The organism is Lysinibacillus sp. HST-98, assembly GCF_016757845.1.
GTDB lineage: Bacteria > Bacillota > Bacilli > Bacillales_A > Planococcaceae > Lysinibacillus > Lysinibacillus capsici.
Map to the genome: position 1 here is coordinate 227,315 of NZ_JAENHX010000004.1, position 25,591 is coordinate 252,905.

The 25,591-nt window shown below is 37.9% G+C and carries 20 protein-coding genes and 1 riboswitch; of the genes, 4 read left to right on the forward strand and 16 right to left on the reverse strand.

Annotated elements, in window-relative coordinates:
• Positions 1-3: 3 nt before the first annotated feature.
• The 11 genes from JIN86_RS11940 to speB all read right to left on the reverse strand — a co-directional run bounded on the left by JIN86_RS11940 (position 4) and on the right by speB (position 11,871).
• Positions 4-1,464: an adenosylcobinamide amidohydrolase gene (locus JIN86_RS11940; RefSeq protein WP_202342019.1), complete on the reverse strand. Its 1,461-nt coding sequence runs from the start codon at positions 1,462-1,464 to the stop codon at positions 4-6.
• A complete protein-coding gene (locus JIN86_RS11945) occupies positions 1,461-2,462 on the reverse strand; it encodes a FecCD family ABC transporter permease (RefSeq protein ID WP_004231533.1) in 1,002 nt (333 codons plus the stop codon). The genes JIN86_RS11940 and JIN86_RS11945 overlap by 4 nt, the downstream gene beginning before the upstream one ends.
• Positions 2,459-3,427 carry an ABC transporter substrate-binding protein gene (locus tag JIN86_RS11950; protein ID WP_004231531.1) on the reverse strand — a complete coding sequence of 323 codons (969 nt, stop codon included), beginning with the start codon at positions 3,425-3,427 and terminating at the stop codon, positions 2,459-2,461. The genes JIN86_RS11945 and JIN86_RS11950 overlap by 4 nt, the downstream gene beginning before the upstream one ends.
• A gap of 136 nt (positions 3,428-3,563) precedes the next feature.
• Positions 3,564-3,746, reverse strand: a riboswitch (cobalamin riboswitch).
• Positions 3,747-3,803: 57 nt separating this feature from the next.
• Complete coding sequence (locus JIN86_RS11955; protein WP_202342020.1) at positions 3,804-5,471, reverse strand: acyl-CoA dehydrogenase family protein; 1,668 nt, start codon at positions 5,469-5,471, stop codon at positions 3,804-3,806.
• A gap of 1 nt (position 5,472) precedes the next feature.
• Entirely contained in the window at positions 5,473-6,975 is a 1,503-nt protein-coding gene (locus JIN86_RS11960) for a class I adenylate-forming enzyme family protein (protein ID WP_202342021.1), read from the reverse strand.
• On the reverse strand, positions 6,968-7,357 hold the full coding sequence (locus JIN86_RS11965; RefSeq protein ID WP_237497248.1) for a MerR family transcriptional regulator: 390 nt from the start codon (positions 7,355-7,357) through the stop codon (positions 6,968-6,970). The genes JIN86_RS11960 and JIN86_RS11965 overlap by 8 nt, the downstream gene beginning before the upstream one ends.
• Positions 7,358-7,588: 231 nt before the next feature.
• On the reverse strand, positions 7,589-9,256 hold the full coding sequence (gene argS / locus JIN86_RS11970) for an arginine--tRNA ligase (RefSeq protein ID WP_202342023.1): 1,668 nt from the start codon (positions 9,254-9,256) through the stop codon (positions 7,589-7,591).
• Positions 9,256-9,687 carry a YwiB family protein gene (locus tag JIN86_RS11975; protein ID WP_004231523.1) on the reverse strand — a complete coding sequence of 144 codons (432 nt, stop codon included), beginning with the start codon at positions 9,685-9,687 and terminating at the stop codon, positions 9,256-9,258. The genes argS and JIN86_RS11975 overlap by 1 nt, the downstream gene beginning before the upstream one ends.
• Positions 9,688-9,843: 156 nt before the next feature.
• Positions 9,844-10,476 carry a membrane protein insertase YidC gene (gene yidC / locus JIN86_RS11980; RefSeq protein WP_004231522.1) on the reverse strand — a complete coding sequence of 211 codons (633 nt, stop codon included), beginning with the start codon at positions 10,474-10,476 and terminating at the stop codon, positions 9,844-9,846.
• Between the two features lie 24 nt (positions 10,477-10,500).
• Entirely contained in the window at positions 10,501-10,776 is a 276-nt protein-coding gene (locus JIN86_RS11985; protein ID WP_004231520.1) for a hypothetical protein, read from the reverse strand.
• A gap of 222 nt (positions 10,777-10,998) precedes the next feature.
• On the reverse strand, positions 10,999-11,871 hold the full coding sequence (speB, locus tag JIN86_RS11990) for an agmatinase (RefSeq protein ID WP_004231519.1): 873 nt from the start codon (positions 11,869-11,871) through the stop codon (positions 10,999-11,001).
• Positions 11,872-12,172: 301 nt separating this feature from the next.
• Here speB and JIN86_RS11995 point away from each other — a divergent pair, with 301 nt between their 5' ends.
• On the forward strand, positions 12,173-14,227 hold the full coding sequence (locus JIN86_RS11995; RefSeq protein ID WP_004231518.1) for a transglycosylase domain-containing protein: 2,055 nt from the start codon (positions 12,173-12,175) through the stop codon (positions 14,225-14,227).
• Positions 14,228-14,578: 351 nt separating this feature from the next.
• Here JIN86_RS11995 and JIN86_RS12000 read toward each other — a convergent pair whose 3' ends face one another.
• On the reverse strand, positions 14,579-15,097 hold the full coding sequence (locus JIN86_RS12000; RefSeq protein WP_004231517.1) for a YwhD family protein: 519 nt from the start codon (positions 15,095-15,097) through the stop codon (positions 14,579-14,581).
• Positions 15,098-15,263: 166 nt separating this feature from the next.
• Between JIN86_RS12000 and JIN86_RS12005 the strand changes: the two genes are divergently transcribed.
• Both JIN86_RS12005 and JIN86_RS12010 read left to right on the forward strand, forming a co-directional pair.
• Positions 15,264-15,449: a 2-hydroxymuconate tautomerase gene (locus tag JIN86_RS12005; protein WP_202342024.1), complete on the forward strand. Its 186-nt coding sequence runs from the start codon at positions 15,264-15,266 to the stop codon at positions 15,447-15,449.
• Between the two features lie 121 nt (positions 15,450-15,570).
• Positions 15,571-16,239, forward strand: a complete 669-nt coding sequence (locus tag JIN86_RS12010) for a class A sortase (RefSeq protein ID WP_004231515.1) — start codon at positions 15,571-15,573, stop codon at positions 16,237-16,239.
• A 52-nt stretch (positions 16,240-16,291) separates the two neighbouring features.
• On the opposite strand, the gene JIN86_RS23880 is transcribed toward JIN86_RS12010, so the two are convergent.
• The 3 genes from JIN86_RS23880 to JIN86_RS12025 all read right to left on the reverse strand — a co-directional run bounded on the left by JIN86_RS23880 (position 16,292) and on the right by JIN86_RS12025 (position 23,712).
• Positions 16,292-21,610 (reverse strand): collagen binding domain-containing protein, encoded by a 5,319-nt coding sequence (locus JIN86_RS23880; protein WP_202342025.1) that lies wholly within the window; start codon positions 21,608-21,610, stop codon positions 16,292-16,294.
• A 372-nt stretch (positions 21,611-21,982) separates the two neighbouring features.
• Positions 21,983-23,290: an HD domain-containing protein gene (locus JIN86_RS12020; protein WP_202342026.1), complete on the reverse strand. Its 1,308-nt coding sequence runs from the start codon at positions 23,288-23,290 to the stop codon at positions 21,983-21,985.
• 197 nt (positions 23,291-23,487) lie between these two features.
• On the reverse strand, positions 23,488-23,712 hold the full coding sequence (locus JIN86_RS12025) for a YuzB family protein (RefSeq protein ID WP_004227652.1): 225 nt from the start codon (positions 23,710-23,712) through the stop codon (positions 23,488-23,490).
• 235 nt (positions 23,713-23,947) lie between these two features.
• On the opposite strand from JIN86_RS12025, the gene JIN86_RS12030 reads away from it, so the two are divergent.
• Positions 23,948-24,598: an RsfA family transcriptional regulator gene (locus JIN86_RS12030; RefSeq protein WP_004227650.1), complete on the forward strand. Its 651-nt coding sequence runs from the start codon at positions 23,948-23,950 to the stop codon at positions 24,596-24,598.
• 36 nt (positions 24,599-24,634) lie between these two features.
• Here JIN86_RS12030 and lipL read toward each other — a convergent pair whose 3' ends face one another.
• Complete coding sequence (gene lipL, locus JIN86_RS12035) at positions 24,635-25,468, reverse strand: octanoyl-[GcvH]:protein N-octanoyltransferase (protein WP_202342027.1); 834 nt, start codon at positions 25,466-25,468, stop codon at positions 24,635-24,637.
• Positions 25,469-25,591: the final 123 nt, after the last annotated feature.

Below are 25,591 nucleotides of genomic sequence, written 5' to 3' on the forward strand. Positions count from 1 at the left end.
CTCCTAAAACTGGTTTTTGTAATTCCTAATCGCCTGAACTGTTGTTTCATAGACACCCTTTGCAATCGTTTTACCAACTTCTGTAATTGGGCCACCATACATCATTTCTTCTCCTTTTTGAGTTGCAGCAATTAACAGACTATCTGTAGCTGTACCTGTTGCAATGGTTCCACTCCGTTCATCACGAATATTTTCTGATTGCAACGCCTTTGTTTTTGCCTCAGTTGCTGTCATCAATGCCTGAAAAAATGCCTCTTCCGATAAACAGCCATTAATGATAACCCATGTATTAATAGTACCAATATATGGATCATCTTGTCTTTCATGTACTCGAGACACATCAACTGCATTGCCTACGCCAGCAGTTACAGCTACGATTATACTGCCAAAAGGTGCTGAAAATTCATTGATGGCCACTAGAGCTGTTGGTACTGCAGTTAGCATAACAACAGTATTGGTAGGTGAAAAATTTTCCCTTTTTAAAAATTCTTTAACTTCTCGTTTCACATCGCTGATGACATAATCACCAGGAACTGAGCGATTTAATAAGCAATTATGCCAGCCTATACCTGGGTTATGAACTGCTGAAGATACGGTCTTCAAAGGAAGCTCTGATTGAAGTTGGATATATTGTTCAGTTATCATTAAATGCTCTTTTTTGATGACAGCTCGCTGCTGGTAGTCTGTAGCTGCGGGCATCATTGTAATTTGAGGTTTTGGTATTTCAGGATGAGCATATGTAGTCACCCGTGCTTGATAAACTTCTTCAATTTGGGAGGCAATTAATACTTCATGTGGTGCACCAAGTGCTCTCATTCGTCCGCTTTCCATCAGCAATAATTCATCACAATAAAGAGAGGCTAAATTCATATCGTGTAGTACCATAACAACCGTTAAACCACACTCCATGGCTTCCTTCCGAACCATATCTAAAATTTGACGTTGGTGGGCAATATCTAAATGATTAGTTGGTTCATCCAGTAATAGTATTTCTGCAGTTTGAGCTAAGGCTTGTGCTACAAATACTCTTTGTTGTTCACCACCAGATAAAAATTCCATTGGTGTATGCTCATATCGCTTTACACCTGTTTGTAGCATAGCATGTTGTACAGCCTGTTCGTCCTGTTCAGACCAACTCGAGAAAAAGCCTGTTTGATGCGGGTAGCGCCCCAGTGAAACTGCCTCTCTCACACTGTTCGAGAAAGCATTTGCATGAAGCTGTGGTAATACAGCCATTTTTTTTGCCAAAGTACGAGCATTATAAGAAAAAATATTTTGTCCATCAATCGAAATGGTTCCAGCAGTAGCTGGTAAAATACCACTCATTACTTTTAATAATGTAGATTTCCCGCTACCATTCGGCCCTAGAATACCAAGAATTTTTCCTTTTTCAACAGTAAAACTGATGTCCTTGACGATTGGTACATCTTCATAGCCACCTGATAGCTGTTCAACAACAATCATGCCCGTACCCCCTTACTTCTTCGCTGCTTATAAAAAATATAGGAGAAAACAGGAGCTCCAATAAATGCCGTAATAACACCAATTGGTAGCTCTCTTGGCACAATGATTGTTCGTGCTACTAAGTCGCAAATAATGAGTAATGTTGCACCATTGAAAAAAGATAATGGTAATAGATGGCGATGATCAGAACCCCAAATCATCCTTGTCATATGCGGCACCACTAATCCTACAAAGCCAATTGTGCCAGAAACCGCTACAGCCGCTCCAGTGAGCATGGATCCACCTGCTAATATCAAATATTTACTACGCTTCACATTAACACCTAAATGTTTTGCCCGCTCTTCACCATACAACAAAACATTTAGTTCTCGTCTTTGTGTCCATAGCATAATTGAACCTACAATCACAAATGGAATGATCATTTGGACATATGGCCAACCACGCATCGAAACAGAACCAAGTAGCCAGCCTATTACCTGACGTAATTCTTCACCAGATAAGGCAATCATTAATGAAATAAGGGAACCTAAAAATGAACTAAAAATAACACCTGTTAATATCAACGTTTCCATTTTCAATGAGCGGTCTACGAGTCTAGCAAAGCTCATAACAACTACCATCGTGATGATAGCACCAATCATACTGAAGGTTGGCAGCGCATACAAACCGACAACAGGTATAGAAATACTAAAAAAGATCGTTAAAACAGCACCAACAGATGCCCCTGATGAAACCCCTAGTGTATATGGATCTGCTAATGGATTTTTTAATAAACCTTGGAATGCTGCTCCAGCAATAGCTAGAGATGCGCCTACTAGTCCCGCTAATAACACGCGAGGCAAACGAATTTTCCAAAAAATATTGGCGGCTGTTTCATCAACCGCCTTATTCCATAATACTTCTAATGGAATATGAACCGAGCCTATCGCTACGCCACACCAGATGCTAATAAGAAGAAGCGTACATGTTAATGTATAGGCTAGTGCTATTTTTTTCACTTAAATACCTCAGGATAGATTGCTTTTGCTAATTCTTCTAGACCTTCTGCTAAACGTGGCCCTTGACGACTTGTAGTACTTTCATCTACCTGCACAATCGCATTATTTTTTACGGCATTAATCGTATCAAAGCCCGCCCGTTTTGGTATTTTCGTTAAAATATCTGGTACATAATGATATGTCACCACGATGACATCTGGATTTTTTGCGATAATTTGTTCTGCATCAATTTTATACCAATTATCGCCATCTACAGCTACATTCTCTGCATTGATCATTTCAAGCATCGCGTTCATAAACGTACCATTGCCAGCTGTATAAATATCTGGCTCATCTGATGCTTCAACTAACACTTTTTTGGGTTCAACATCCTTGACTTTAGACAAAACTTCTTCTACTTTTGCCTTCATATTAGCAACAATTTTTTCTGCCTCTGGTAATTTTCCTGTAGCACGTCCAAGTTGCTCAATTGTTGTATATGTTTCATTAAAGTCTTGTGCGTTTCTTACTACAAATACTTTCAAACCTGCTGATTCAAGCTGTGCAATAGCCTCTTCTGAAAGAGACATGCTAGATTCGTGTGAAAAAACGATATCTGGTTTTAAGGCAATAATTTTTTCAATATCGTACTCCATACCACCAACCTTATCCTTCTCAGCTGCCTCTGGCGGATAATCGTCGTTGTCAGTAACACCAACTATTTCATCATTTAAACCTAGTCCAAAAAGGATTTCAGTATTACTTGGAATAAGTGAAACAATTTTCTCAGGAGGTGCTTCAAGTGTAATGTCCTTATTAAGGGCATCTGTTACCGTCATTGGGAATGTTGCTTCATCCACTTGTGCTGTTTCTTGCTGTGTTTGCTGCTCGTTAGATGGCTTGTTATCTTTTGCTTCCTGCCCACAAGCAGCTAGCAAGCCTACTGCTAAAAATGCTGATAATCCTATTTTCCAAAATTTCTTCATGTGAATCCTCCTTCGTTGGTCCATGCGACATTTCGCTTTATTCTGCATCAAAATAAAACCCCTCATCTTTGAACGATGAGGGGGCAAAATCGCACCAAAAAACTGATACAAAATCCACCACCCTATCCTCGTAGGTTGTCATGTCGTTATAAAGGCAGGTCTCCTGGCTAGTGCTACTTGCGATTTTTCAAGCCTTCCCGAAATCTTCAGTGGCATCATTTGAAAAAACTCACACTTACAGTGGCGGGACCGCATCGGAATCACACCGATTTCCCTTTTCACTTTACTTAAGTAAAGAACCTTTATAATATTCAGTTGATTTCATTATACATGAAAATGAAAGAAGTCGCCTCCATTCAAGACGACTACCCGGCCATTATACAATTTCAGAAAAGTATTGGACTGTTTTCATTTGAGCACCCATTTCTCTTAATGACCATGTCTGTTCTAAATAAACGTCCGCTAGTTTTTCATATTTCCCACCAAATTTATGTGCCCACTCAACCGCTATGACACTTTCATAAAGGTGAGCCATTTTTTCAGCCATACCTTTTGCTTCAAAAGTTTTCGTTGCCGCGTCTAAAGCGCTAAAAATTTGCAGTTTCATAGAAATATTCGCCAATTGTTCTTTAACGATTTGTACTAGTGAGCTGTCAGCTAATTTCTCTAATCGTTCCTCCATCTCACAGACAAACAGTTCATGTGCATGAAACTTATCCACTAAACGAATGAGTTCTAAGGCCAAAATATTAGCCGTCCCCTCCCACACCGTCAACACTTGCGCATCTCTTAATAAGCGGGGCGTTACAAAGTCTTCTATATAGCCATTACCCCCGTGTAATTCAATTGCCTCACTGGCATAGTAAACAGCTTGCTCTGCCGTTTCTTTTTTCATAATGGCAATATATAAACGATTCATAATAAGTTCTTGCTGTGTTCCCTGTCCACTTGTCACTTTATCGTATAATTGAATAAGATCAAAAACTGTCGCTACTTCCACGTGCAACTTAGCTGCAAATTTCCCTAAAGTATCCTGAATCATAGGGTATTGTGTTAAGGGCTTGCCAAATGCATGTCGATTGGTTACATAATGTTTTGCCTCTAAGAAGCCACGACGCATAATACCAATAGAAGCGACTGCATTACAAATTCTTGAGAGATTTAGTGCTTCTAGCATATAATAAATCCCTTTATTTTGCTCCCCTACAACATAGGCAAGTGCACCATCAAATTCTACCTCACCAGATGGAACTGCCCGAACGCCTAATTTATCTTTCAATCGGCGAATACGTAGATGATTTGTTGTTCCATCTTCTTTACGCCAAGGAACTGCAAACAACGTTAAGCCTTTGGAACCTGCTGGCGCCCCTTCTATTCGTGCCAATACCATCGCTACACCACACATGCCCGCATTGGATGCAAAGTATTTTTCACCATATAGACGATACGCAGTGCCATCCTTTCTCGCCTCCACCACATTTGCACCGACGTCAGAGCCTCCTTGACGTTCTGTTAAAAAGGTCGCACCTTCATATAAATCTGTGTCACCTGTTGCACAAACATGTGGTAAAAAACGTTGCTTTACCTCTTCATCTGCATAATGATCTAATAGATAGGCAGTCGCCATCGTCAATGTTACGGGACAATAAAATCCAGGTTCTGCATGTGATAGCAAATAACCTTGTGCAAAGCTATAAACATAATTCCCCTTGTGACCTAGCTGCGGAATATGCTTGTGTACATAACCTACAATCCCAGTATTATATGTCTCTTCAATCGTTTTTTTATAGCCATCATTAACCCAAACCTCTGATATCTCTTCACCATAGGCATCATATCTTTGAAGGCGAGGCTCACCCAGTCGATCTGTATGCTTTGCCCTCGTATCAATATCACCTGCACATAGCTCACCAAAATCTGTTAACTCTCGTTGGGCATAGGATAAAAACTCTTTATCTAACATCATTTCTACTATTTTTTGAAGCGTGTCATCTTCCGTAAAAAAGTTCGTAGTACGCATTGCTTCTTTTTGTAATACTTTCATACTATCTCACCTCTTGCCCCTTCAAATTTTGTTTTAATATTTTGCCTGATGCATTGCGTGGTAGCGCTTCCACTTTTTCAAAAATACGTGGTATTTTAAATTTTGCAAGATGTTCCTCTAAATAAGCTTTCAAAGCTTCCTCATCGATGTCTTGTTTAGCAGAATACACCGCCTTTACCGTTTCCCCCCATTGCGGATGTGGCACACCAATTACCGCAACCTCGAATATCCCTTCAAAGCTCAATAAACAATCTTCAATTTCTTTCGGATAAATGTTGACACCACCCGAAATAATGACATCCTTTTTACGATCTACAATCCAAATAAAACCATCTTCATCCTTACGAGCTAGATCTCCTGTTTTTAACCAACCGTCAATAAAGGCTTCATTAGTTGCTACTTCATCCTTATAGTAGCCAATCATGTTACCCTCACCCAACAAGACAATTTCCCCCACTTCGCCTACATTTACATCTTCTCCACTGTTATTCACAATACGCAATTCTGTACCAAGTGGCGCCCGCTGACCAATACTTCCTGCCTTTGCTTCATGCTCCTTGCCAAATAATAATGAACCACTTGGACCTGCCTCTGTTAATCCATATACACAAGTTAAATTATTTGTACGGAATGCCTGCTGAATGAATCGAACCTCACTTTGAGATAACGGTGCCCCACCATAGACCCACCATTTCATAGAAGACAAATCTGCCGAATGTAGCCTTGGCATCTGTGCCGTTAATAAATAAGCAACAGGTGCACCAAAGAAATGTGTTGTTTTCTCCTTTTCAATGGAGTCAATGAATAAATCGGGTGTAAAAGTTGGTGTTAATACATTTGTTGAGCCTACCAATACACCCGCCATTAAAAATAAATGTAATGGTGCAGAGTGTGTTAATGGCATCATGAGCAAAATACGGCTCTCAGGCTTTACCTCCATTTCAACAGCTATCATTTGCGCCACTGTTAAAATATTACGGTAGCTAAATAACACACCCTTTGGTTTTCCTGTCGTACCAGATGTATATAAAATCGTGGAAGGGTCATCCTCTTGAAACTGACAATCAATTGTTTGTGTACTAGCATTTTGAAGCATTGTTTCATATTGATGCCATCCCACTTTTTCTTGACCTGTTTTAATTTTTAACGGAATTCCAGCTAGCTGTTCAACTGCTGCAAAAATAGCCTCATGTACGACAATTGCCTTCGCTTCGGCATGCTGCGCCACGTACTCTACTTCTTGCAATGTAAATTTCGCATTGACTGGCACAACGATCGCTCCGATACGCTGAATAGCAAAGTAACTGACAACAAACTCTAAAACGTTTGGCATAAAAATTAAAACCTTATCCCTCGGCTTTACGCCCTGCTCTAGTAAAGCATGACTAAAGCGTGTCACCTGCTTATCTAAATCTTGGTAGGTTACTCTTCTGGCATGACAAATAACGGCTTCATTTTTCGGATACTTACGGGCATTACGTGCTAACAAATTGGAACTATTCATCTTGCATCTCTCCCTTTAAAGTCGCTAATTTTTCACTAAACATGCCATGCATTTGTTGTAACTCATGCTTCATCTGCGTCAGCTCAGCTATTTTACTCTCAATCTCTTGAATTTTTTGATCTCCGTATTCAACCGTTCGCTCTAATTGCTGAATTCCTGAGCGATCAAAATCAAATAGTAAAACCATCTCTTTGATTTCCTCCAACGAAAATCCGTAACGCTTGCCTCTGAAAATAAGCTTGAGCTTCACCAATTCTTTTTTGGAAAAGGTTCGTAGGTTGGTAGATGAACGATGGGGGCAAAGAAGCCCAAGTTCTTCATAATAACGAATTGTCCGCGTAGACACATTAAACTCCTTTGCTACCTCCTGAATCGTCTTCAAAACCATCTCCCCTTTCCTAATTGGCAATAGTATACCATTGACGTTAACGTAAACTTCAACAAAATTTTTGGAATTAACAGAAAAATAAAGTTTAAAACAGCTAATTTTCCATGGTTTATCCGTTTCTTTTGTCCTTCTATCCTTCACATTTAGAACTTTATCTCTCATATTCAGCCTTCGATCCATTAAAAAAGCCCCCAACACTTTTCATGTTAGGAGCTTAAAGTTTAATTACATTTTTTCAGGTGCAGATACGCCGATTAAGCGTAGTGCGTTCGCAATTGTTGTGCGGACAGCCGTAATTAATGCTAAACGAGCCTCTGTTAACTCTTTGTTTGAAGCATCTAATACTTTTTCTGCATTGTAGAAGCTGTGGAATGCAGCTGCTGTTTCTTGAATATAGTTTGCGATACGGTGCGGTGTGCGGTGTTTCGCTGCTTCCGCTACCACTTTCGGGAAATCACCAATCTTTTTCAGTAAATCGATTTCCTTTTCTGCTGTTAACAAATTGAGATGTTCTGTTGTAGCAGCAAAGCCTTGTTCATTTGCTGAACGTAAAATAGATGAAATACGTGCATGCGCATATTGTGCATAGTACACAGGGTTTTCATTAGATTGTGATACTGCAAGGTCAAGATCAAAGTCCATATGAGAATCGCCAGCTGTTTTTACAAAGAAGTAACGAACTGCGTCAAGGCCAACCTCTTCTACAAGCTCACGCATTGTTACTGCATTTCCTGTACGCTTAGACATCTTGAATTTTTCACCGTTTTTATAAAGCTGAACCATTTGAATAACTTCCACTTCTAACGTATCACGATCATAACCAAGCGCTTGAATCGCTGCTTTCATACGTGGAATATATCCGTGATGATCAGCTCCCCAAATATTGATTAATTTATCGAAGCCACGGACAATTTTGTCTTCGTGGTAAGCAATATCTGGTGTTAAATATGTGAATGACCCATCATTTTTAATTAGCACACGATCTTTATCATCACCAAATGTTGTAGAGCGGAACCAAGTAGCACCATCCTCTTCAAACACATGTCCATTGGCTTTTAATTTATCTAAAGCTACTTCGATTTTTCCGTTTTCATATAGAGACGTTTCAGAATACCAGACATCAAAATTTACACGGAAGTTTGCTAGGTCTGTTTTTAATTTATCTAATTCTAAAGCTAAACCGTGCTGACGGAAGAAGGCAAAACGCTCATCATCTGATTTTGCTAAAATTGCATCACCATGCTCTTTTGCTAATTTACCTGCAATATCAATAATATCTTGCCCATGATAGCCGTCTTCTGGCATTTCAGCTTCCATTCCTAATGCTTGTTTATAACGCGCTTCTAATGAATAAGCTAAGTTATTAATTTGATTACCTGCATCATTAATATAATATTCACGAGAAACACTGTAACCAGCCATATCCAACACATTACATAAGGAATCACCAACAGAAGCGCCACGAGCATGTCCTAGGTGAAGATCTCCAGTAGGATTTGCTGAAACGAACTCCACTTGAACCTTTTCCCCAGCGCCAGCATTTGAGCGACCATAGTCCGTACCTTGCTCAAGCACCTGTGTCACTACCTCCGTTAGGAAATCTTTACGCACTGTGATATTCATGAAGCCTGGGCCAGCAATATCGATCTTTTCAATATCTGTGCCTGTTGTATCAAGGTTTTCTAAAATAGCTTCGGCGATAGCACGAGGTGGCTTTTTAGCTAACTTTGTTAATTGCATCGCAATGTTTGTTGCATAGTCACCATTTGCTTTATCCTTTGGTGTTTCTAGGTGAATCGATAATTCTGTGCCAGCCTCAACTAGACCAGCTTTTTCAACAGCCTGCACGATCGCTGCTTTAATAGCCTGTTGTACTTGTTCTACTGCGTTCATCATTGTACCTCCGTAAATGTAATATCTAATGTATAGTTGCCAACGGATTGCCCACCCATTAGTAAATCGTACTGTACATGGAAATCTCCGCTTGTTGCCAGTTTTGTAAACGTCATATTTTTCGTATCAATCACGAGTGGCATAGCACCGAACTCACTTTCATAATGCCCTTTTTGTTGTTCAATTATGTTCAGCGGTAATCGCATATTAACCGCTCCAGCACGCATAATTAGTGCCTTCTCATGACCTAACTTCATCGTTGTGCGGATGGTTTTATCCTCCTGCACCTCATCATATTTCAAATACAAGCTTCCTGCTTTTTCAAGTAGCTGCCCTTTGAGCCACATTTCATAACTTTCGGACTCCCCATCACTTGGACGAATGGTAGAAATGAGCTTTATGTTCACTTGCGATCTTACATCGTTCGCCATAACGGATGCCCCTTTTTAGTCTTTTACTATAACCTTTTTATTATAGGATGAATACTTATGGTTTTTCAAGATAGAAGTGAAGTAAAGCTCCTCAACAAGTTTATTCGAGAAAATATAAACCCTCCCCTTCCATTAACGGAAAGAGAGGGTTTCATTTTATCTATACCATTTTTTTATAATCAACTGTTGAACTATTAACAATAAAGCACTAACAGTCCAATAGATCGGAATAATCGCTGGATTAAACAGACTAAAAATGAGGATCATGATTGGATTAATAAATACCATTATCTTCATATTTAATGGTTGACTTTTCTCTAGGGCTATACAACTTTGAATGAAATAAATCAAACAAGCAATCATCGAAACCCCAATATCAATTGTTCCTAAATTCATCCAAAGGAAATTTTCACTGGCAATCACTAAATCTAGCTTAATTGCGTAGTACAGTGAAAATAATATCGGTAATTGAATAAGGATTGGTAAACAACCTAGTAAAGAGCTTTTCAATGAAGCTGAAGTTAGCTCTTGGATTTGTTGCTGTACCATTCTTTTTTCAGATTCGCTTTGACTATTCTTATATTTGTCTGTAAGCGCATCTAACTCAGGCTTAATGGTAGTCATTAATTCTTTTGAGTGTTTTTGGTGTTTTGCCGATCGAATAAATAACGGCATAAGAATTAATCTGACTGCAATCGTAATAGCAATGACACTAAGTGCGTAGCTACCTGTAAAAGAATGGATGAAATGAATGAGGTTAATAATAGGTTGTGCTAAAAATGTTAACAATGGTTTTCCTCCTAGTTTTAAAGTTTAAATCAAACTAGGAGATACACTTTCTTCCTCATTGTCTTCGGACATTCTAATACACAGAACAAACCACGTTAGCATAGGTGGAGTCCAAGTATTCGTGATAGTATAGTCAACTTCAAACTCCTCGTCCTTCACATCTTGAACGGTTATTTTATTGACGAGATACAGATGCAAATGAACACTTAATACAGTTAAAACCAAAGATGCTAATAACCAAAAGTATTCCATTGTACTGACAAAAATGAATAAATCATTCATGAGAAGTGACCAAATCATAATACTCCTCCTTCCTTTATTAAAATTGAAGAAACATACATTTTACTAACTAAAAGATGACATTGTTTTCATCAATCTTTCTCTCTTTGTCATATAAACTATTACCTTACTTATCTACGCTATAAAGTAAAATAAGTTTCAATTTTATGCTAAGGCTCATTCTTCATTTCAAAAATATAAAATGGGGCTTGCTCATAGCTCACCCCATTTAACCAATCTTATTTATTTTACCCAGCCTAAGATCATTTCTCGTAATAATTTTGAGGCTGTGTTTGCTGTCATCTCTGAAGAATCGTAGATCGGTGCTACTTCAACTAGGTCGAAACCTACTACATTTACACCACTTGCTGCAATAGCATGGATGGAAGCGAGTAATTCTTTCGAAGTAATACCACCACAGTCTACTGTACCAGTTCCTGGTGCGTGTGCTGGATCTAAAACATCAATATCAATTGTTACATACACATTGCGTCCAGCTAGTGTTGGTAGGACCTCTTTTAACGGTTCAAGCACTTCAAATTTTGATATGTGCATACCGTTCTCCTTTGCCCATTCAAATTCCTCTTTCATACCTGAACGAATACCAAATGAATAGACATTTTTTGGTCCTATATGTTCCGCAATTTTACGAATTGGTGTAGAGTGCGAAAGTGGCTCTCCCTCATATTCCACACGTAAATCCGTATGTGCATCAAAGTGAATAATAGCAAGATCATCATATTTAGCTGATACAGCCTTCATTACTGGCCAAGACACTAGATGCTCCCCACCCATGCCGACAGGAATCTTGCCATCCGCTAATAATTTTTCAATAAATTTTTCAATTTCATCTAATGAACGCTGTGCATTCCCAAATGGTAGTGGAATATCACCTGCATCAAAGTACTTTACTTCCTCAAGCTCACGATCTAGATATGGACTGTACTCTTCAAGACCAATGGATACCTCGCGGATACGCTGTGGACCGAAACGTGATCCTGGACGATAACTCACTGTCCAATCCATTGGCATGCCATAAATTACTGCCTGTGCATCGTCATATGTAGGATGACTTTTTATAAAAACATTTCCTGAATAAGCTTCATCAAATCTCATTGCTAGCCCTCCATATAATTAATCATCATTTTTCGTCTTCTTCTATTATGGCTTACAGGATTGTAATGAAACCTGTATCCTTTTATCCTCGTATACATTATTGGAACGTCTAGCAAATTTCGATTAAAATCTACAAGGTGCGATTTTTTTGTCGAATGCCAGCATTTCAAGTAGTACAAAAAAAGTATAGATGTTTTTGAATAAAGTGCAATAGTTTTTAGTTAGAATTTCGATTAAAGATGAATGTTCGAACACATACTAAAGCTAAGTTCGAAGTTGTGAGAAAACGAGGTGAAGTCGGATGAAACGAAAAAGCTATCATCGAAAGCAACAACGTGTAAAGCGCACACGCAAAAGCCTTACGTTATTTGTGGCCTTTACATCTGCAATTGTCGTAGCGTTTGTCGCACTCCGCATCTATGTTCAAGTGGCTGGTGCACCGCCTTTAACCGTACCAAAGGCTTCTATTTTCTTAGATGAAAATGAGAACCAAATTGGGGATCACTTTACAAATCAACGACGATATTGGGTCGGCCTCGATGAGATGTCACCTTATTTAAAGGAAGCAGTTGTTGCTGTTGAAGATAAAGATTTTTATCAACATGGAGGTTTCGACTATTCACGTATTGCTGGTGCCATTTTAGTGGACATTAAAGCTGGCGGTAAGGTTCAAGGAGCTAGTACTATTACACAACAATATGCTCGTAATCTTTATCTTTCCCATGAAAAGTCTTGGACACGTAAATTAAACGAAGCCCTGTATGCTTATAGATTAGAAGTTTTTTATGACAAGGACGAAATACTAGAGGGCTATTTGAATACGGTATATTACGGTCATGGCATGTATGGAGTAGAAGCTGCCAGTCGTTTTTATTTCGGAAAATCTGCCAGTGATTTAACGCTTGCTGAAGCAGCCATGCTAACAGGCGTACCAAAAGGACCAAGTATCTACTCACCAATTGCCAATTTAGATAAGGCTACCAATCGTCAACACGTTATTTTAAAACTTATGGCTGACCAAGGTGCCATTACACAAGAGGAAAAAACGCGTGCTGAAAATGAGCAGCTCGTCTTAAAAAATGATAGCTGGGTTGCAACCAAATCTGTTGCCCCTTATTTCCTGGATGTGGCTTGGCAAGAAGCCAGTGAAATCTTAAAATCAAAAAACCTTGATATTAGTGAAGGTGGCTGGACGATTCAAACAACGCTTAATCTGGAGCATCAAAAAGCGGCTGAAGAAGCAGTAGCCAAAAATATGCCTGCCAATGATTTGCAATCTGCGTTTGTAAGTATGGAATCTAAAACAGGAGCTGTCACTGCACTAGTTGGTGGTCGTGATTATTCAGTAAGCTCATTTAACCGAGTTACACAAGCAAAACGTCAACCAGGCTCTACTATTAAGCCGATCTTATATGCAGCGGCACTAGAAAATGGTTACACTCCACTAACTTTTTTAGATGTTGGGGAAACAACTTTTACGTATGATAATGGGCGTGGCACTTATGCACCTAAAAACGTCAACGGTCAATTTGCAGATCATGATATGACAATGGCACAAGCAATTGCGATCTCAGACAATATTTACGCAGTAAAAACCTTAGAGGACATTGGCTTCAAAGAGTTTCATGATATGGCAAACCGTTTTAATGTAGGAATTGGCGCGAAGGATAATTTATCAATTGCACTGGGAACGATTGAAACGACATTATACGAAATGACAAATGCATATAATATTTTGGCATCGCAAGGACAGCAAACAACACCAACAACCATTGTATCCATTAAAAATGCACATGGAGATGTTATTTATAAAAACAAAGATGTAGCAAGCAAAGCTGAAACAGCCATTTCTAAAGAAAATGCATACATCTTAACCGAAATGATGACAGGTATCTTTGATCCGGTTTTCAGTGACTATTCACCCGCTACAGGAATCAGTATTCGTTCACGTATGACACACACATATGCTGCTAAATCAGGTTCTACGAATAGTGATCAATGGTTAATTGGTTTTACACCAAGACTAACTGCTGGTGTATGGAATGGCTATGATCAGGGTAAAAACCTTACTACCAAGGAAGATACTGCTGCAACAAAACAAATCTGGATTGACTTTATGGAAACGGTCAACAAAGGTACAAAAAATGAGGATTTCAAAAAACCTAAAGGTGTAGAGGGCGTTGTCATTGATATTGAAACAGGTAAATTAGCGACTGACGCTTGTCCTAAACAACGTCTAGTCTATGTAGAGTCAAAGGATGTACCAACTGAAAAATGTACAAACTTCGATATTCTCGACAGTAATACATGGGGAGAATTTTGGAATATGCTACCATTTTCTATATTTAAGGACTAAACAAGATAATTTCGGAAACCTTTTTAATCCTAATACGTTTTAAGCTACGAAGGCTCTCGACAAAGTAACTGATATACGAAAAATAAGAAAAGCTTTCTCTTCCCCGGAGACGTGTCCGTGGGAACAGAAAGCTTTTCTTTTTTATGGTCCGCGAAGTATGAGCATCATGGGGCATTTGGCTTGGGTTTGGGTTGTTCAAATGCCGCATAGCGCTCATCACATTCGCGATACCAAGTGTCCTAGCTTACTAAAATGTAAGCTCTGCCTCAAGTGTACTTTGTTTCAAACACACTTTCAACCTAATATCGAAAGCGATTGCAAAATGTCACAGATTGTTCAATCATTACGAGTCTATTCGACAAATAAGTCTTGACGCAATTGCTCCTCACTACGTTCCCACAATTCAGGATTAAGTTGTTTAAGGAAAGAAGCTAACACTTTTTTAGACGGTGCATCCATATGCTCTACAATAATATGACGTTTCATGGATTTATCCATTTTATTCACATGATCAGCTAGAATTTTATAGCCACGTCGTTTTTCACGATTTACAACCATCTCACAGGCTGTAACTCCAGCATAATATGGCCCATTTTCTTTATGGTCTATCGTCACCCACACAAGCCAATACGGTTTCCCGCCCTCTGAATCAGCACGGTCCATTGTAAATTTAATACCACGCTCAACGTCACTTCTTGCATGCATGGCACCAATTTCAACAGAAGCCGTCCCCTCTTCTACATCCACTATTACAGGCGATACATTCTCTAATGAAAGTGAACCGATACCAAACCCTTTATGTCCATCTGTTGGATCATTTTTTATAATGGTAAAACCCATTTTTTGTTTTGGTTTTTCTTCATTTGTCATACTTAAATATCCTCCATTCTGCTATTATAAAGGAAAGCATATCAACGCATATTTTGTCGAAACAATTACTATTTTCGCCATTGCGTATATGCCTCAACGTAAGTAAGAAGTTTATACTTTCTTATAAACTAACTATACAACATTATTCTATAAAGGAGGCAATATTATGCCATACGTAACAGTGAAAATGCTTGAAGGTCGTACAGAGGAACAAAAACGTGCTCTTGTAAAAGAAGTAACAGAAGCAGTATCTCGCACAGTTAATGCACCTGCAGAAAATGTAACAGTTTTTATTGAAGAAATGTCTAAAAACCATTACGGCGTTGCAGGCGTTCGCTTTAGCGAAAAATAATAGTAAGATGGATAGAGCAAGCATCTTAACGCTCTATCCATTTTTTAAAAACGGTCATAAGTTAACCATCTTTTGCTAGAATAAAACCTTCTATTTCAAAAACAAGGATGTGATCTACGTAATGAATAAACTGAAGATAATTTTGCTCATCACTATGCTCGCCCTTGGCCTAATACTTGTATTTATCAGCCCCATTCAAAATGCGATCATTGCGCATTTAAGCCATCAATTAAATACTACTGAAATCACTGTAGAAGAGATTGAAAAGAATAATCAGGTTGATGCAGATTATGTATTTGAGGATGTAAAATCGCTGTCCATAGCAGAGGTCTTAAAGGCTCAAACAAAGGCGAATAAAATGCCCATAATTGGTAGTATCGCCATACCAAGTGTTGACATGCAACTTCCGATTGTCAAGGGTGTTGGAAATGCTGCACTGGCCGTAGGGGCAGGTACCATGAAGCCAAATCAAAGCCTCGGGCAGGGAAACTACGCCTTAGCAGGACATTATTTTGAAGAGAAGGATATCTTATTTAGTCCTCTATATAAAGCAAGTATAGGAGATACAATCTATATAACGGATTTAACCAATATTTATGAATATCAATTAGCTTCTAAGAAAATCATTGCTGCAACAGATATTTATGTAATCGATGATATTCCAAATAAAACTGTTTTAACACTCATTACATGTGCTGATAATGGAACAAAGCGTCTTGCCATACAAGCTGATTTTGTTCAACAATATCCATTTGATGAATCACCTGAAAAGCTATCAGAAGCATTTTAAAAATAGGTGAAGCCCCTAAGATTTAAGAGTCTTAGGGGCTTCTTTTAAATAATTATTTAACTTCAGCGTTGCGGCGACGTAAGAAGAATAATGCACCAAGAATAAGTGCTACTCCAATCAGCGTTAGTGCTGTTTGATTGGCACCATCTGTCTGAGGTAATTTACCTTGTGCTTTTAATTGAGCTTCTAATCGTTTTGCATCCGATTTAATTTTGTTAATATCAAGTGATTCTGCAACAGCTTCCTGTTCCTCTTTAGTTAATTGACTATACTTATTCAAGAAATCCTTATAAGCATCTAGTGTATCTTTTGTAGCTTTAGTTGGATTATAAGGCGGTAAGTTTTTCCCTTGATCAATGACACCTTGAACAGAAGGTTTAGATCCCTCAGTTTTTCCAGGATTGGCCGAATTGTTTGAATCTGTATTTGGTTTGTTTGGTTCTACTGGATTCTCAGGATCTGGATTTGGTTTGTTCGGATCCACCGGTTTCTCTGGATCTGGATTTGGTTTGTTCGGATCTATCGGTTGCTCTGGATCTGGATTTGGTTTGTTCGGATCCACTGGTTTCTCTGGATCTGGATTTGGTTTGTTCGAATCTACTGGTTTCTCTGGATCTGGATTTGGTTTGTTCGGATCCACCGGTTTCTCTGGATCTGGATTTGGTTTGTTCGGATCCACTGGTTTCTCTGGGTCTGGATCTGGATTTCCAGGATTAGGTGTAGGAGGTGTTACTGGTAGATTTGGCTGAATTTTAGCCTCGCATGTATTACCCACGATAACTGTACCAATAATTGTCTTACCATTCTCTCTTACAATATACTTACCTGGCTTGATAATTGAATTACTGATTGTAATTTGACCCTTGCTATCTGTTATAAACTCTGTTGAACCATTATCTTCAACCTCTATACCATCTGCACCTGTAATTGTTACTTTTACGCCTACACGTGGTTGACCAAACATATTGTTAATTGTCATTGTAAAGGCTGGACAAACTGGTGCAATTGATAATGTAATTTCACAAGGAACACTCGCATAAGAAATTTCAATCTCACCTAAGTAAATATTTTTGTCATATACATCATATTTACCCGCAGGTGTTGTTTTAGATACAAATGTTAAATTTCCATCTTTATCCTTATTCGTTGTGATTACTTTTCCAGATTTATCTTTAATAATGACATCGTTACCTGGCTTGATGATACCATTATTATCTTTGATCATTACTGTGAAGTTATCACATTTTGGTGTTGGTTGAACGCTCTCTTTACAATCGATATTGCTTTCAAACTCATCAATTTCTTCACCATCAACTACAACTGTGTAAACCCCTGGCTCTAAATCGCTTAATTCAATTACACCGTCTTTTGTAGTTTTTGTCGCTATAATGTTACCTGTATCTTTATTTTTAACCGTTACTGCAGTACCATCAGCAACTAAATTACCATCAACATCATAGACAGTTAATTCAAACGTTTCACATTTTGGTGCTAACTGTACTTCACTCTGACAATTATCATTGTGATACGTAACATTTACTTCCCCTAAATATTGGGTACCCTCATATAGCTTATATTTTCCTGCTGGAGTTGTTTTATCAATGATGAATTGACCATCACTATTTGTTGTGCCAGTAGCTATAACAGTATTACTTAGATCTTTAAGTGTAACTGTTACATTAGGACGTGGATTTCCATTCTCATTTTTCACATTAATTGTAAAGTTAGGACAAGAATTTGTAGGTTGGATAGTATCTTGACATTCTCCCGTACCATACTTCACGGTAACAGTACCTAATGGGCTGTCATTTTCATCCACTACTGTATACACGCCTGCTTGGACTTCTTTACCACCTGTACCAGGTCTCTTAATATCTGATACTTGCCCCGCAGCATTTGTTGTACCCGTGTATTTTGCATTGCCGTTGCTATCAATTAATTTAATATTTTTATTAGCAATAGCTTTACCATCAATATCTTTCACTGTTAATGTGAATGCTGGACAGGCATTTGTTAAATTAACATCCTCAATGTTATCAATAACATATGCTTTACCATCGACACCTGGAGTAATATCTATATTTGCTCCCATTGTAATCGTGATTGGCGCAATCGCAATATAGCCCGTTGGTGATTCCTCTCTTAACGTATACTTTCCATAACGCACTTGTTCAAATGTCAATGTACCATCTGCATCTGTTGTTCCTTCATCAAGTTTGATTGTGTTATTTTTATTCCATAATTCAAACTTAACACCAGCAAACTCTTCACGTTTACCTGTTAAAGGATTTACTTTATATTTTTTTAATTGCAATGTACCCTTAACACCTGATGCACTTGTATCAGATGAGCTATATTTAAATGTTTTGCTATCGCCACCGTGGTCACTTGTACCTGCAGCCGTTGCTCCAGCGTAACCAATAGAGGCACTATTAGAAATTGTTTCACCCGCGTTACCATCCCCCATAAAGAATGTGGAATACGTAACAACATAACCTTTGCCATTTAATTCTCCCAAATTAAGACTAAAACTACCATCTTGATTGAAGACGATTTCGCTAGCATCTACAGTAATAGGGGATCCTATATTTTGAGAAGTCCCATTTGCATTTAATTTAATCTCTTGTTTCTTGAACGTGTTTGTTAATATTTTTTGGTTACTTGATGGTTTGTCTGTTAATGTAATATTTCCTAATTTTGAATTAGAAGCATTCACTGTAACTGTCCAATTAATAATATCGCTGGCTGGAACAGGTGTCGCTGATTTTTTAATTAACTCATTTGCAAGATTACTAATTTTTGCAGTTGCATTATAATTATAGCTTCCATTGTGTGGTGTATCTAAAGTCGCTGTATTTGTGTAATCTCTTGGAGCAGTAGTTGAGTTTTGACCAAAAATATCGTCAGCATCTTTTGTTTTGTATTCAATTAAATACGCTTCGTTGTTATCAGTAATTGGATCTAGGTTAATAAACGTAATTTCAAAACCTGTAACCTTGTTATCTGTTAGTGTTTCTGTAACAGTCCATTTAGCAGGATCTAATGTACCATTTTTTGTTCCCTCTTCTGTTGTTAAGTTTAGCTTAGATATGATAATTTGATCTTTTAATGTTTGACCATCTGGAACAGGAATATAATGACCCGCACCTAATGTATCTGTTAAAGTAGCACTGTTAATATCTTGTTTATTGATATTAACCCCAATACGCCAAGAAAATTCTTGTGTATTGTTATCTACAGTAACTTTTTTGTAGCCATTATTGTTTGTTGGAGAAGTAGAATCTGGCGTATAATTAGCAGTTCTATCTAATACTTGGTTATGAGAATCTATTGCGCCATCCCATGTTGCATCAGCCGTATTAATATACGCTGTTGCTACACCTCCGTTTGGCTTAATATCGTACTTTGTTTTGTATCGAATAGTAACTGTGCGGTCTTTTGGAATATCACTTGAAAATTCCATTTTAAAACCTTCGTTGCCTATAGTTGGGGCAATACCCGCCTTATCTGTAATTGTGTACGTTAAACCATTTGCACCAGTAACCTCATAGAAGTCAGTACCGTTCCATGGTGTTAATGTGTGTTTTAACGTTTCTCCAGCTTTATTTGTGGTTGTAAAGTCATCTTCTATTACAAAGTTTTTCAAATCTTTCTCTGCATTAATGGTTAAAGTCCATGTAATTGTTTTGTTTACATAGTCAATTGCCCCGCGTGCTTTATTAAAAATGTTTGAAGCCAGGTCTAGAGTTGCTGTGTCTGAACCACTATCTCCTCTTGTTACAGTATTTGTAATCGTGCCCGTATTTGCATCTGTAACAAATTCATCTTCCAGCTCTGTATCATAGACAACTTTAAACGCTGATGTCACCTCACCAGCTGGACCTGTAGTATTTGTTGAATGGTCAAAGTTGATTATAAAATTATAATTATTTTGTGAATCGAAGCTATAGTCTTGACCTTCACTTAACAGAATTGAAGATTGCTCCGTTTGACCGTCATTCGATAAAGTTACACGATATACTTCAAAACTACTGTAATCAATTTTATGCTTACCAGTTGTTGGCGACGAGCCTGTTAGTGTATCTGTTAGTTTCGCTTTATCAGCAGGTATTTTTTGACCTAGCCAGTTATACTTGATTGTCCATGTCGAATTATATTTATCGCCACTTCTTGTTTTATCTAAGCTTGGTCCATACTGTACAGTTTGTATTCCATTGGCTGTTGTGTTAGCAGGAATATTTGTCCCTGTCAAAGTAGCTACGTTTGTATATGGCATACTTGATGCAGTTGGATCTGCTGTTACAACAGTGTTATATGTTACTTTGTATGCATAGTATCCATCTGTCAATGAGATAGGGAATGAGGTTTCAATGCTTGTATTGTCTACAGCACCTGGGCTATTTGGATTAAATCCACTCAAACCTATTTTATATCGCTCAACTGTAATATTTCCTGCCAGCTCATGCTTTATATCTGGTACATCATTCAAACTTGCACTTTCAAGTTTTTGCCCACCAGTATTCACCCAAACTGTCCATGGAATCGTTACTTCACCACTTGCGTCACGTGTAATAGAACCAGCATTTTTAGTTAATAATTGCCCACTACCTGTAGGTGCAAATTCAAAGTCTAGTTGAACATCCGCTCCTCCAAGCACAGGGATTATTAATGATTGTTCAAGTTCACTTTCATCAGCAAAATTATCAAATTTCGCCATAAACTCAAAATTCATACTACCTGATTGCCCTTGTTCTAATTCACTATCTATTGTGACTGTTACTGTTTTTGTAGCACTGTTATAGCTTGACGAATAGGCTAACCAATCACCAGTCTCTGTTAATGTTCTTGATTGATTAAAAGAACCTGCTGTGTACTCTTCAATCATATTGGCAGGTAATTGGAATGTGAACGTAGAACCTATCCCATAATCAATTGTTGGATCCAAAGAGAATGTGTAGTTTAGATATACTACATCACCCTTTTTAGGTTTTGGCCCTGAATAATTTGCTAAATCTGTAGCATTTGTAATTAATGCTCCACCTTGTGAAAAGAGCTTTAAGCCACTAAATGACATCGTCACATCTGCTTGCATATTTTCAACAGGGTAACCTACTGGCGCACCTAATGGCATTATTAGCTGTGGCTGGTTTTCTGGCTTTGCTTCCTCCTCTGGAATCGTCACTTCAGCAGTATCTTCACTTGTTATATTTTGGTTTCCTTCTTCTCCATCAGAATCAATCACAGTATTTTCGCTAGATTCATTTTGAGGAGTCACAGGAGGTTGACTCTCGTCGGCAAACACTGAAATTGGTGAAAGTACTGTTTGAAATACAAGTAGCAATATAATAATCGCTATGTTTAATTTTTTCATGTTTCTCTCCTTTTTTAGTTAGAGAGGTACCTGATACTGTTTGCTACAAAGATTAATCCTTTCGTGTTTAGGAAAGGAATGAACAAACAATAGGTCACACTCTCTTCCCTTTAATTTTTATGGAAACATCGCAAATAAAAATCAACCATTACCTTAATATAGGTCATTAGAATTATTCACAAATTTCCCAATACATCTTCACAGCACTTTTGTATGACAACAACCAACAGGCACCACCTCCATTTCAAAATTATTGATTAATTATATCTAATTCAACTTAACAGTTTCTAAACAATTATCTAAAAATAATAAAGCAGTAAACAACATCCCACTGGAACGCGTTTACTGCTTTATTATTTTTAAAATTTATATTTATTTATTGTCTTTCCTTAATAGCATTAATATTTGTTTTTTTACAGTTGAGTTTGTTGAATCGTCCTCTAAGAAATCTAATGGGAAATAGATTTTATGATCTCGTTTCATACGCCCTGAGATGGCATCCACAATAATGGATTCACGTGAAAGCTCCCGAAGCTCACCATTTTTCATTTCTAAAAAAATTGGTACACGCACTTCTTCCTCTCCTGGTCTGTAAAAATCATATGGCAGATCTGCCGTTGTATCATGTACAAGATAATATTCAGGGTCTAATCTAGCCTTTTTGAAAAGGTCTTGAAGTTTTTGATATTTATTGAGTTCTACTCCAGGGTCTAAATCAATGTATTGAAATAGCTTACGATTCACAAAGCGGCGGCTTAAATCACTTAGAATGGCATCCTCCTCTTGCATCCATAACTGAAAATATGTAAAAAGTATACTCTCGTCTAACGCAAGATAATCCTCTAATGTAATAACATTTCGGAAAAATGCTAGGAAATGAGTAGGCTCATGCTTAAATGTATAGCCCTCTAAGCTTAATTGTTTTACTCTTTTTAATATATTATTTAAAATTACCTCTGCACTTCGTGAAACAGGATGGAAATAAATTTGTAAGTACATTTGATAGCGACTCATTATATAGTCTTCCACCGCATGCATGCCTGTTGCTTTGATTACTACTTGGTTTTTTCTTGGACGCATCACTCTTAAAATCCGCTCCATATCAAAATGACCGTAGCTTACACCTGTAAAATAAGCATCACGTTGTAAGTAATCCATACGATCTGCATCAATTTGGCTCGAAATTAAACTAATTACTTGCTTATTTGGATATGTCTTTTCAATTACTTGGGATACCTTTTCAGGAAAATCAGCTGCCACTTTTTTTAAGATCGCATTTACTTCCGTATCTCCCAACAAAATTTGCCTTGTAAAATATTCATGATCAAGCTCGAATACATTTTCAAAGGCATGGGAAAATGGGCCATGACCTAAATCATGTAAAAGGGCTGCACATAACACTAATAATCTTTCACTTTCATCCCAATCTGGACGCCCTACAAAGATATCATCTACTATGCGGCGTACAATTTCGTAAACCCCCAGAGAATGACTAAAGCGACTATGTTCTGCTCCATGAAATACTAAAAATGTGGTACCTAGTTGACGAATTCTACGTAAACGCTGAAATTCTCTTGTACCCACTAAATCCCATATCACTTGATCTCGAACATGTACATAACGGTGTACTGGATCTTTAAATACCTTTTCTTCTTCTAATTTAGCGTTTGCATATGTCATTTGGATAGCACCCCCATTTTGTTCTAGCTCTATTATATGCGATAAATCTAGGACTAGCATACTTATTGCCATTTTTCTATAGATATTAACAACCTATTTCAATTATCTTTATCATTATTTTTATATTGGTCTAATTTCTCAACATATAAAAAAAGCAAAACAAAAACTATCCCCCCAAGTAGAGATAGCTTTTAGTTTTACTTTTTTAATTTTGCTAAAACCTTTTCCATTAGTTCATCTTCTGTTAATGCAGCAACAGGTCGGCTATTTACAAAGGTAAATGTCTTTTTGCGTCCTGGACCACAGTAAGAATGACAGCCAATTTCGATGGTTGCATCAGGATCGATTTCCTTTAATTTTGGAATTAACGTTTTTAAGTTAACGGCCTGACATTCATCGCAAACTTTAAATTCGTTTGCCATTTTGTCAACAACCCTTTCTATATAGTATTTTTCAAACATAATCTCGCTCTATTGCACACATGACCTTCACATATTTAAGTATGCAGCATGTGCACAAACCTACATCGGGTATTGTATCGTACTTTTCCCCTTCTATTCAAGCATAATTCCTTCTACATAGATGAATAAAAGGTTAAAAGATTGGTCATGCTAGTCTTAAATAACAAGTTCCAGATAAAGGTGGGAGGATTTTAATATGAGTAAAGTAAGACAAGATGCTTGGTTAAAAGAAAACGATGAATTACTAGCAGAGGCTGTAATCCGTCATGTAACAGAAGGAAGCACACAGCTTAATGCATTTGAAGAAGCAGGCGATGCATTAAATCGTACTGCGGCGGCCTGTGGTTTTCGTTGGAATGCCGTTGTTCGTAAAGAATACGAGGAACAATTAGCAGAAGCTAAAAAGGAAAGAAAAGAGAGAATGCGAGTGTTGGGAGCGCCAGCAAGACGCCGTGCTTCTAGTATGTTTACCGTAAATAATAGTGCTGCAGAAGGAAAATCAATTCCGCTATCTGCCCTTTCTCTTGATATTGTCATAGCTTATTTACTACGTTTACAGCATTCTGGTGAAGTAGGAAATGAATCTTCAAAATGGCGACAACTTGTACATGTAACATCTGAGAAAAATAAAAAACTAGAGAAAACCATTACAAAACTAGAAGAGGAGAATCGAGCGATTCGCAAAGATTACGAGCAATTTGTTCAAATTATGAATCGTGCTAGACGTCTTGTTACGCTTGATGAAGAGGAAGAGCGAATTGCACCTGTTTTTAAAATGGAGAAGAACGGAAATCTTGTAACTAGCAGTTCTATTTATCAACCAGAAAATGGCGATGCGCTAAATTAGCCGCATCGCTTTTTCTGGTTCATATAATCAACCAGCTTACTTACGTTCAAGCATTTTGGTGTTGCGCTCAAAAACGCGCTGTAAATAAAAACCATACAACGTTAATTCTTCGTCGTAAAAGGACTGTGGACGTACTTCCTCGGCCCACTGATTAAGTAGTTGCTGAAGACGAATAACAACCGCTTCTACTGTTAAATGGGGGTCTACAAGCTCCGATAGCGAAGCCATGACTTCTGGCACAATTTGAGGGTAAGCGAATTTTGTTTCCTCTTGTTGCAAGCTTTCTTCATAAAAGTCACGGATAAGTGCCGCGCGTTGTGAGCCACTCCCCTCAATACATAAATAAATTTGCACTGCCACCCCTTGACGTAAGCGTCTTTGTGAAATACCAGCAAATTTTTTCCCATCAATACTTAAATCATAAGAACCTGGGCAATAAGAGCCCACTATTTCATAAGCCTCAATTTTTTCAGCTACTTCTGGGAACAATCCCTTCACAAGGTCCACCATCACATCGTAGCCATCATTTATACTGAGCGACTCTTTTTGTTCAGACAATACCACGGAAATATTGAGAACCCCTTCATCTAGCACAACCGCTAGTCCACCAGAATTACGAACAATAGGATGATAGCCTCTAGATTCTAGTAATTCCATACCTTGCTGAACATAAGGTAACCGATGGTCTTGAATACCTAGCACAACAGATGCCTCATGAACCCATGTACGAATTGTTGGAGGAGACATCAATTGGCCAACTAATTGGCACAATGTATCGTCCGTCGCAAAAGATTCAAGCGGTGATCTTTGCTTCGCACTAATGGATTGATCATAATAACGCCAAATTGGTTGTTGTAAAATATGTTTCATTTTGGTACTCCTCTTATTACATCTCTTCTCTTTAGAATACATTATCTTTAGATGGTGTCAAATTCGTGAATTACTATCATGAACTTAGGGTTTTTGTACAAACTATGATAAACTAATTTTTGA

Excerpts from the sequence above, each read along its gene's own strand:
- JIN86_RS11940 (WP_202342019.1), bottom strand. The coding sequence starts at position 1,464 with ATGATTGTTGTTGAACAGCTATCAGGTGGCTATGAAGATGTACCAATC.
- JIN86_RS11950 (WP_004231531.1), bottom strand. The coding sequence starts at position 3,427 with ATGAAGAAATTTTGGAAAATAGGATTATCAGCATTTTTAGCAGTAGGC.
- JIN86_RS11955 (WP_202342020.1), bottom strand. The coding sequence starts at position 5,471 with ATGAAAGTATTACAAAAAGAAGCAATGCGTACTACGAACTTTTTTACG.
- JIN86_RS11960 (WP_202342021.1), bottom strand. The coding sequence starts at position 6,975 with ATGAATAGTTCCAATTTGTTAGCACGTAATGCCCGTAAGTATCCGAAA.
- argS (WP_202342023.1), bottom strand. The coding sequence starts at position 9,256 with ATGAACGCAGTAGAACAAGTACAACAGGCTATTAAAGCAGCGATCGTG.
- JIN86_RS11975 (WP_004231523.1), bottom strand. The coding sequence starts at position 9,687 with ATGGCGAACGATGTAAGATCGCAAGTGAACATAAAGCTCATTTCTACC.
- JIN86_RS11985 (WP_004231520.1), bottom strand. The coding sequence starts at position 10,776 with ATGATTTGGTCACTTCTCATGAATGATTTATTCATTTTTGTCAGTACA.
- speB (WP_004231519.1), bottom strand. The coding sequence starts at position 11,871 with ATGAGATTTGATGAAGCTTATTCAGGAAATGTTTTTATAAAAAGTCAT.
- JIN86_RS11995 (WP_004231518.1), top strand. The coding sequence starts at position 12,173 with ATGAAACGAAAAAGCTATCATCGAAAGCAACAACGTGTAAAGCGCACA.
- JIN86_RS12000 (WP_004231517.1), bottom strand. The coding sequence starts at position 15,097 with ATGACAAATGAAGAAAAACCAAAACAAAAAATGGGTTTTACCATTATA.
- JIN86_RS12005 (WP_202342024.1), top strand. The coding sequence starts at position 15,264 with ATGCCATACGTAACAGTGAAAATGCTTGAAGGTCGTACAGAGGAACAA.
- JIN86_RS12010 (WP_004231515.1), top strand. The coding sequence starts at position 15,571 with ATGAATAAACTGAAGATAATTTTGCTCATCACTATGCTCGCCCTTGGC.
- JIN86_RS23880 (WP_202342025.1), bottom strand. The coding sequence starts at position 21,610 with ATGAAAAAATTAAACATAGCGATTATTATATTGCTACTTGTATTTCAA.
- JIN86_RS12020 (WP_202342026.1), bottom strand. The coding sequence starts at position 23,290 with ATGACATATGCAAACGCTAAATTAGAAGAAGAAAAGGTATTTAAAGAT.
- JIN86_RS12025 (WP_004227652.1), bottom strand. The coding sequence starts at position 23,712 with ATGGCAAACGAATTTAAAGTTTGCGATGAATGTCAGGCCGTTAACTTA.
- JIN86_RS12030 (WP_004227650.1), top strand. The coding sequence starts at position 23,948 with ATGAGTAAAGTAAGACAAGATGCTTGGTTAAAAGAAAACGATGAATTA.
- lipL (WP_202342027.1), bottom strand. The coding sequence starts at position 25,468 with ATGAAACATATTTTACAACAACCAATTTGGCGTTATTATGATCAATCC.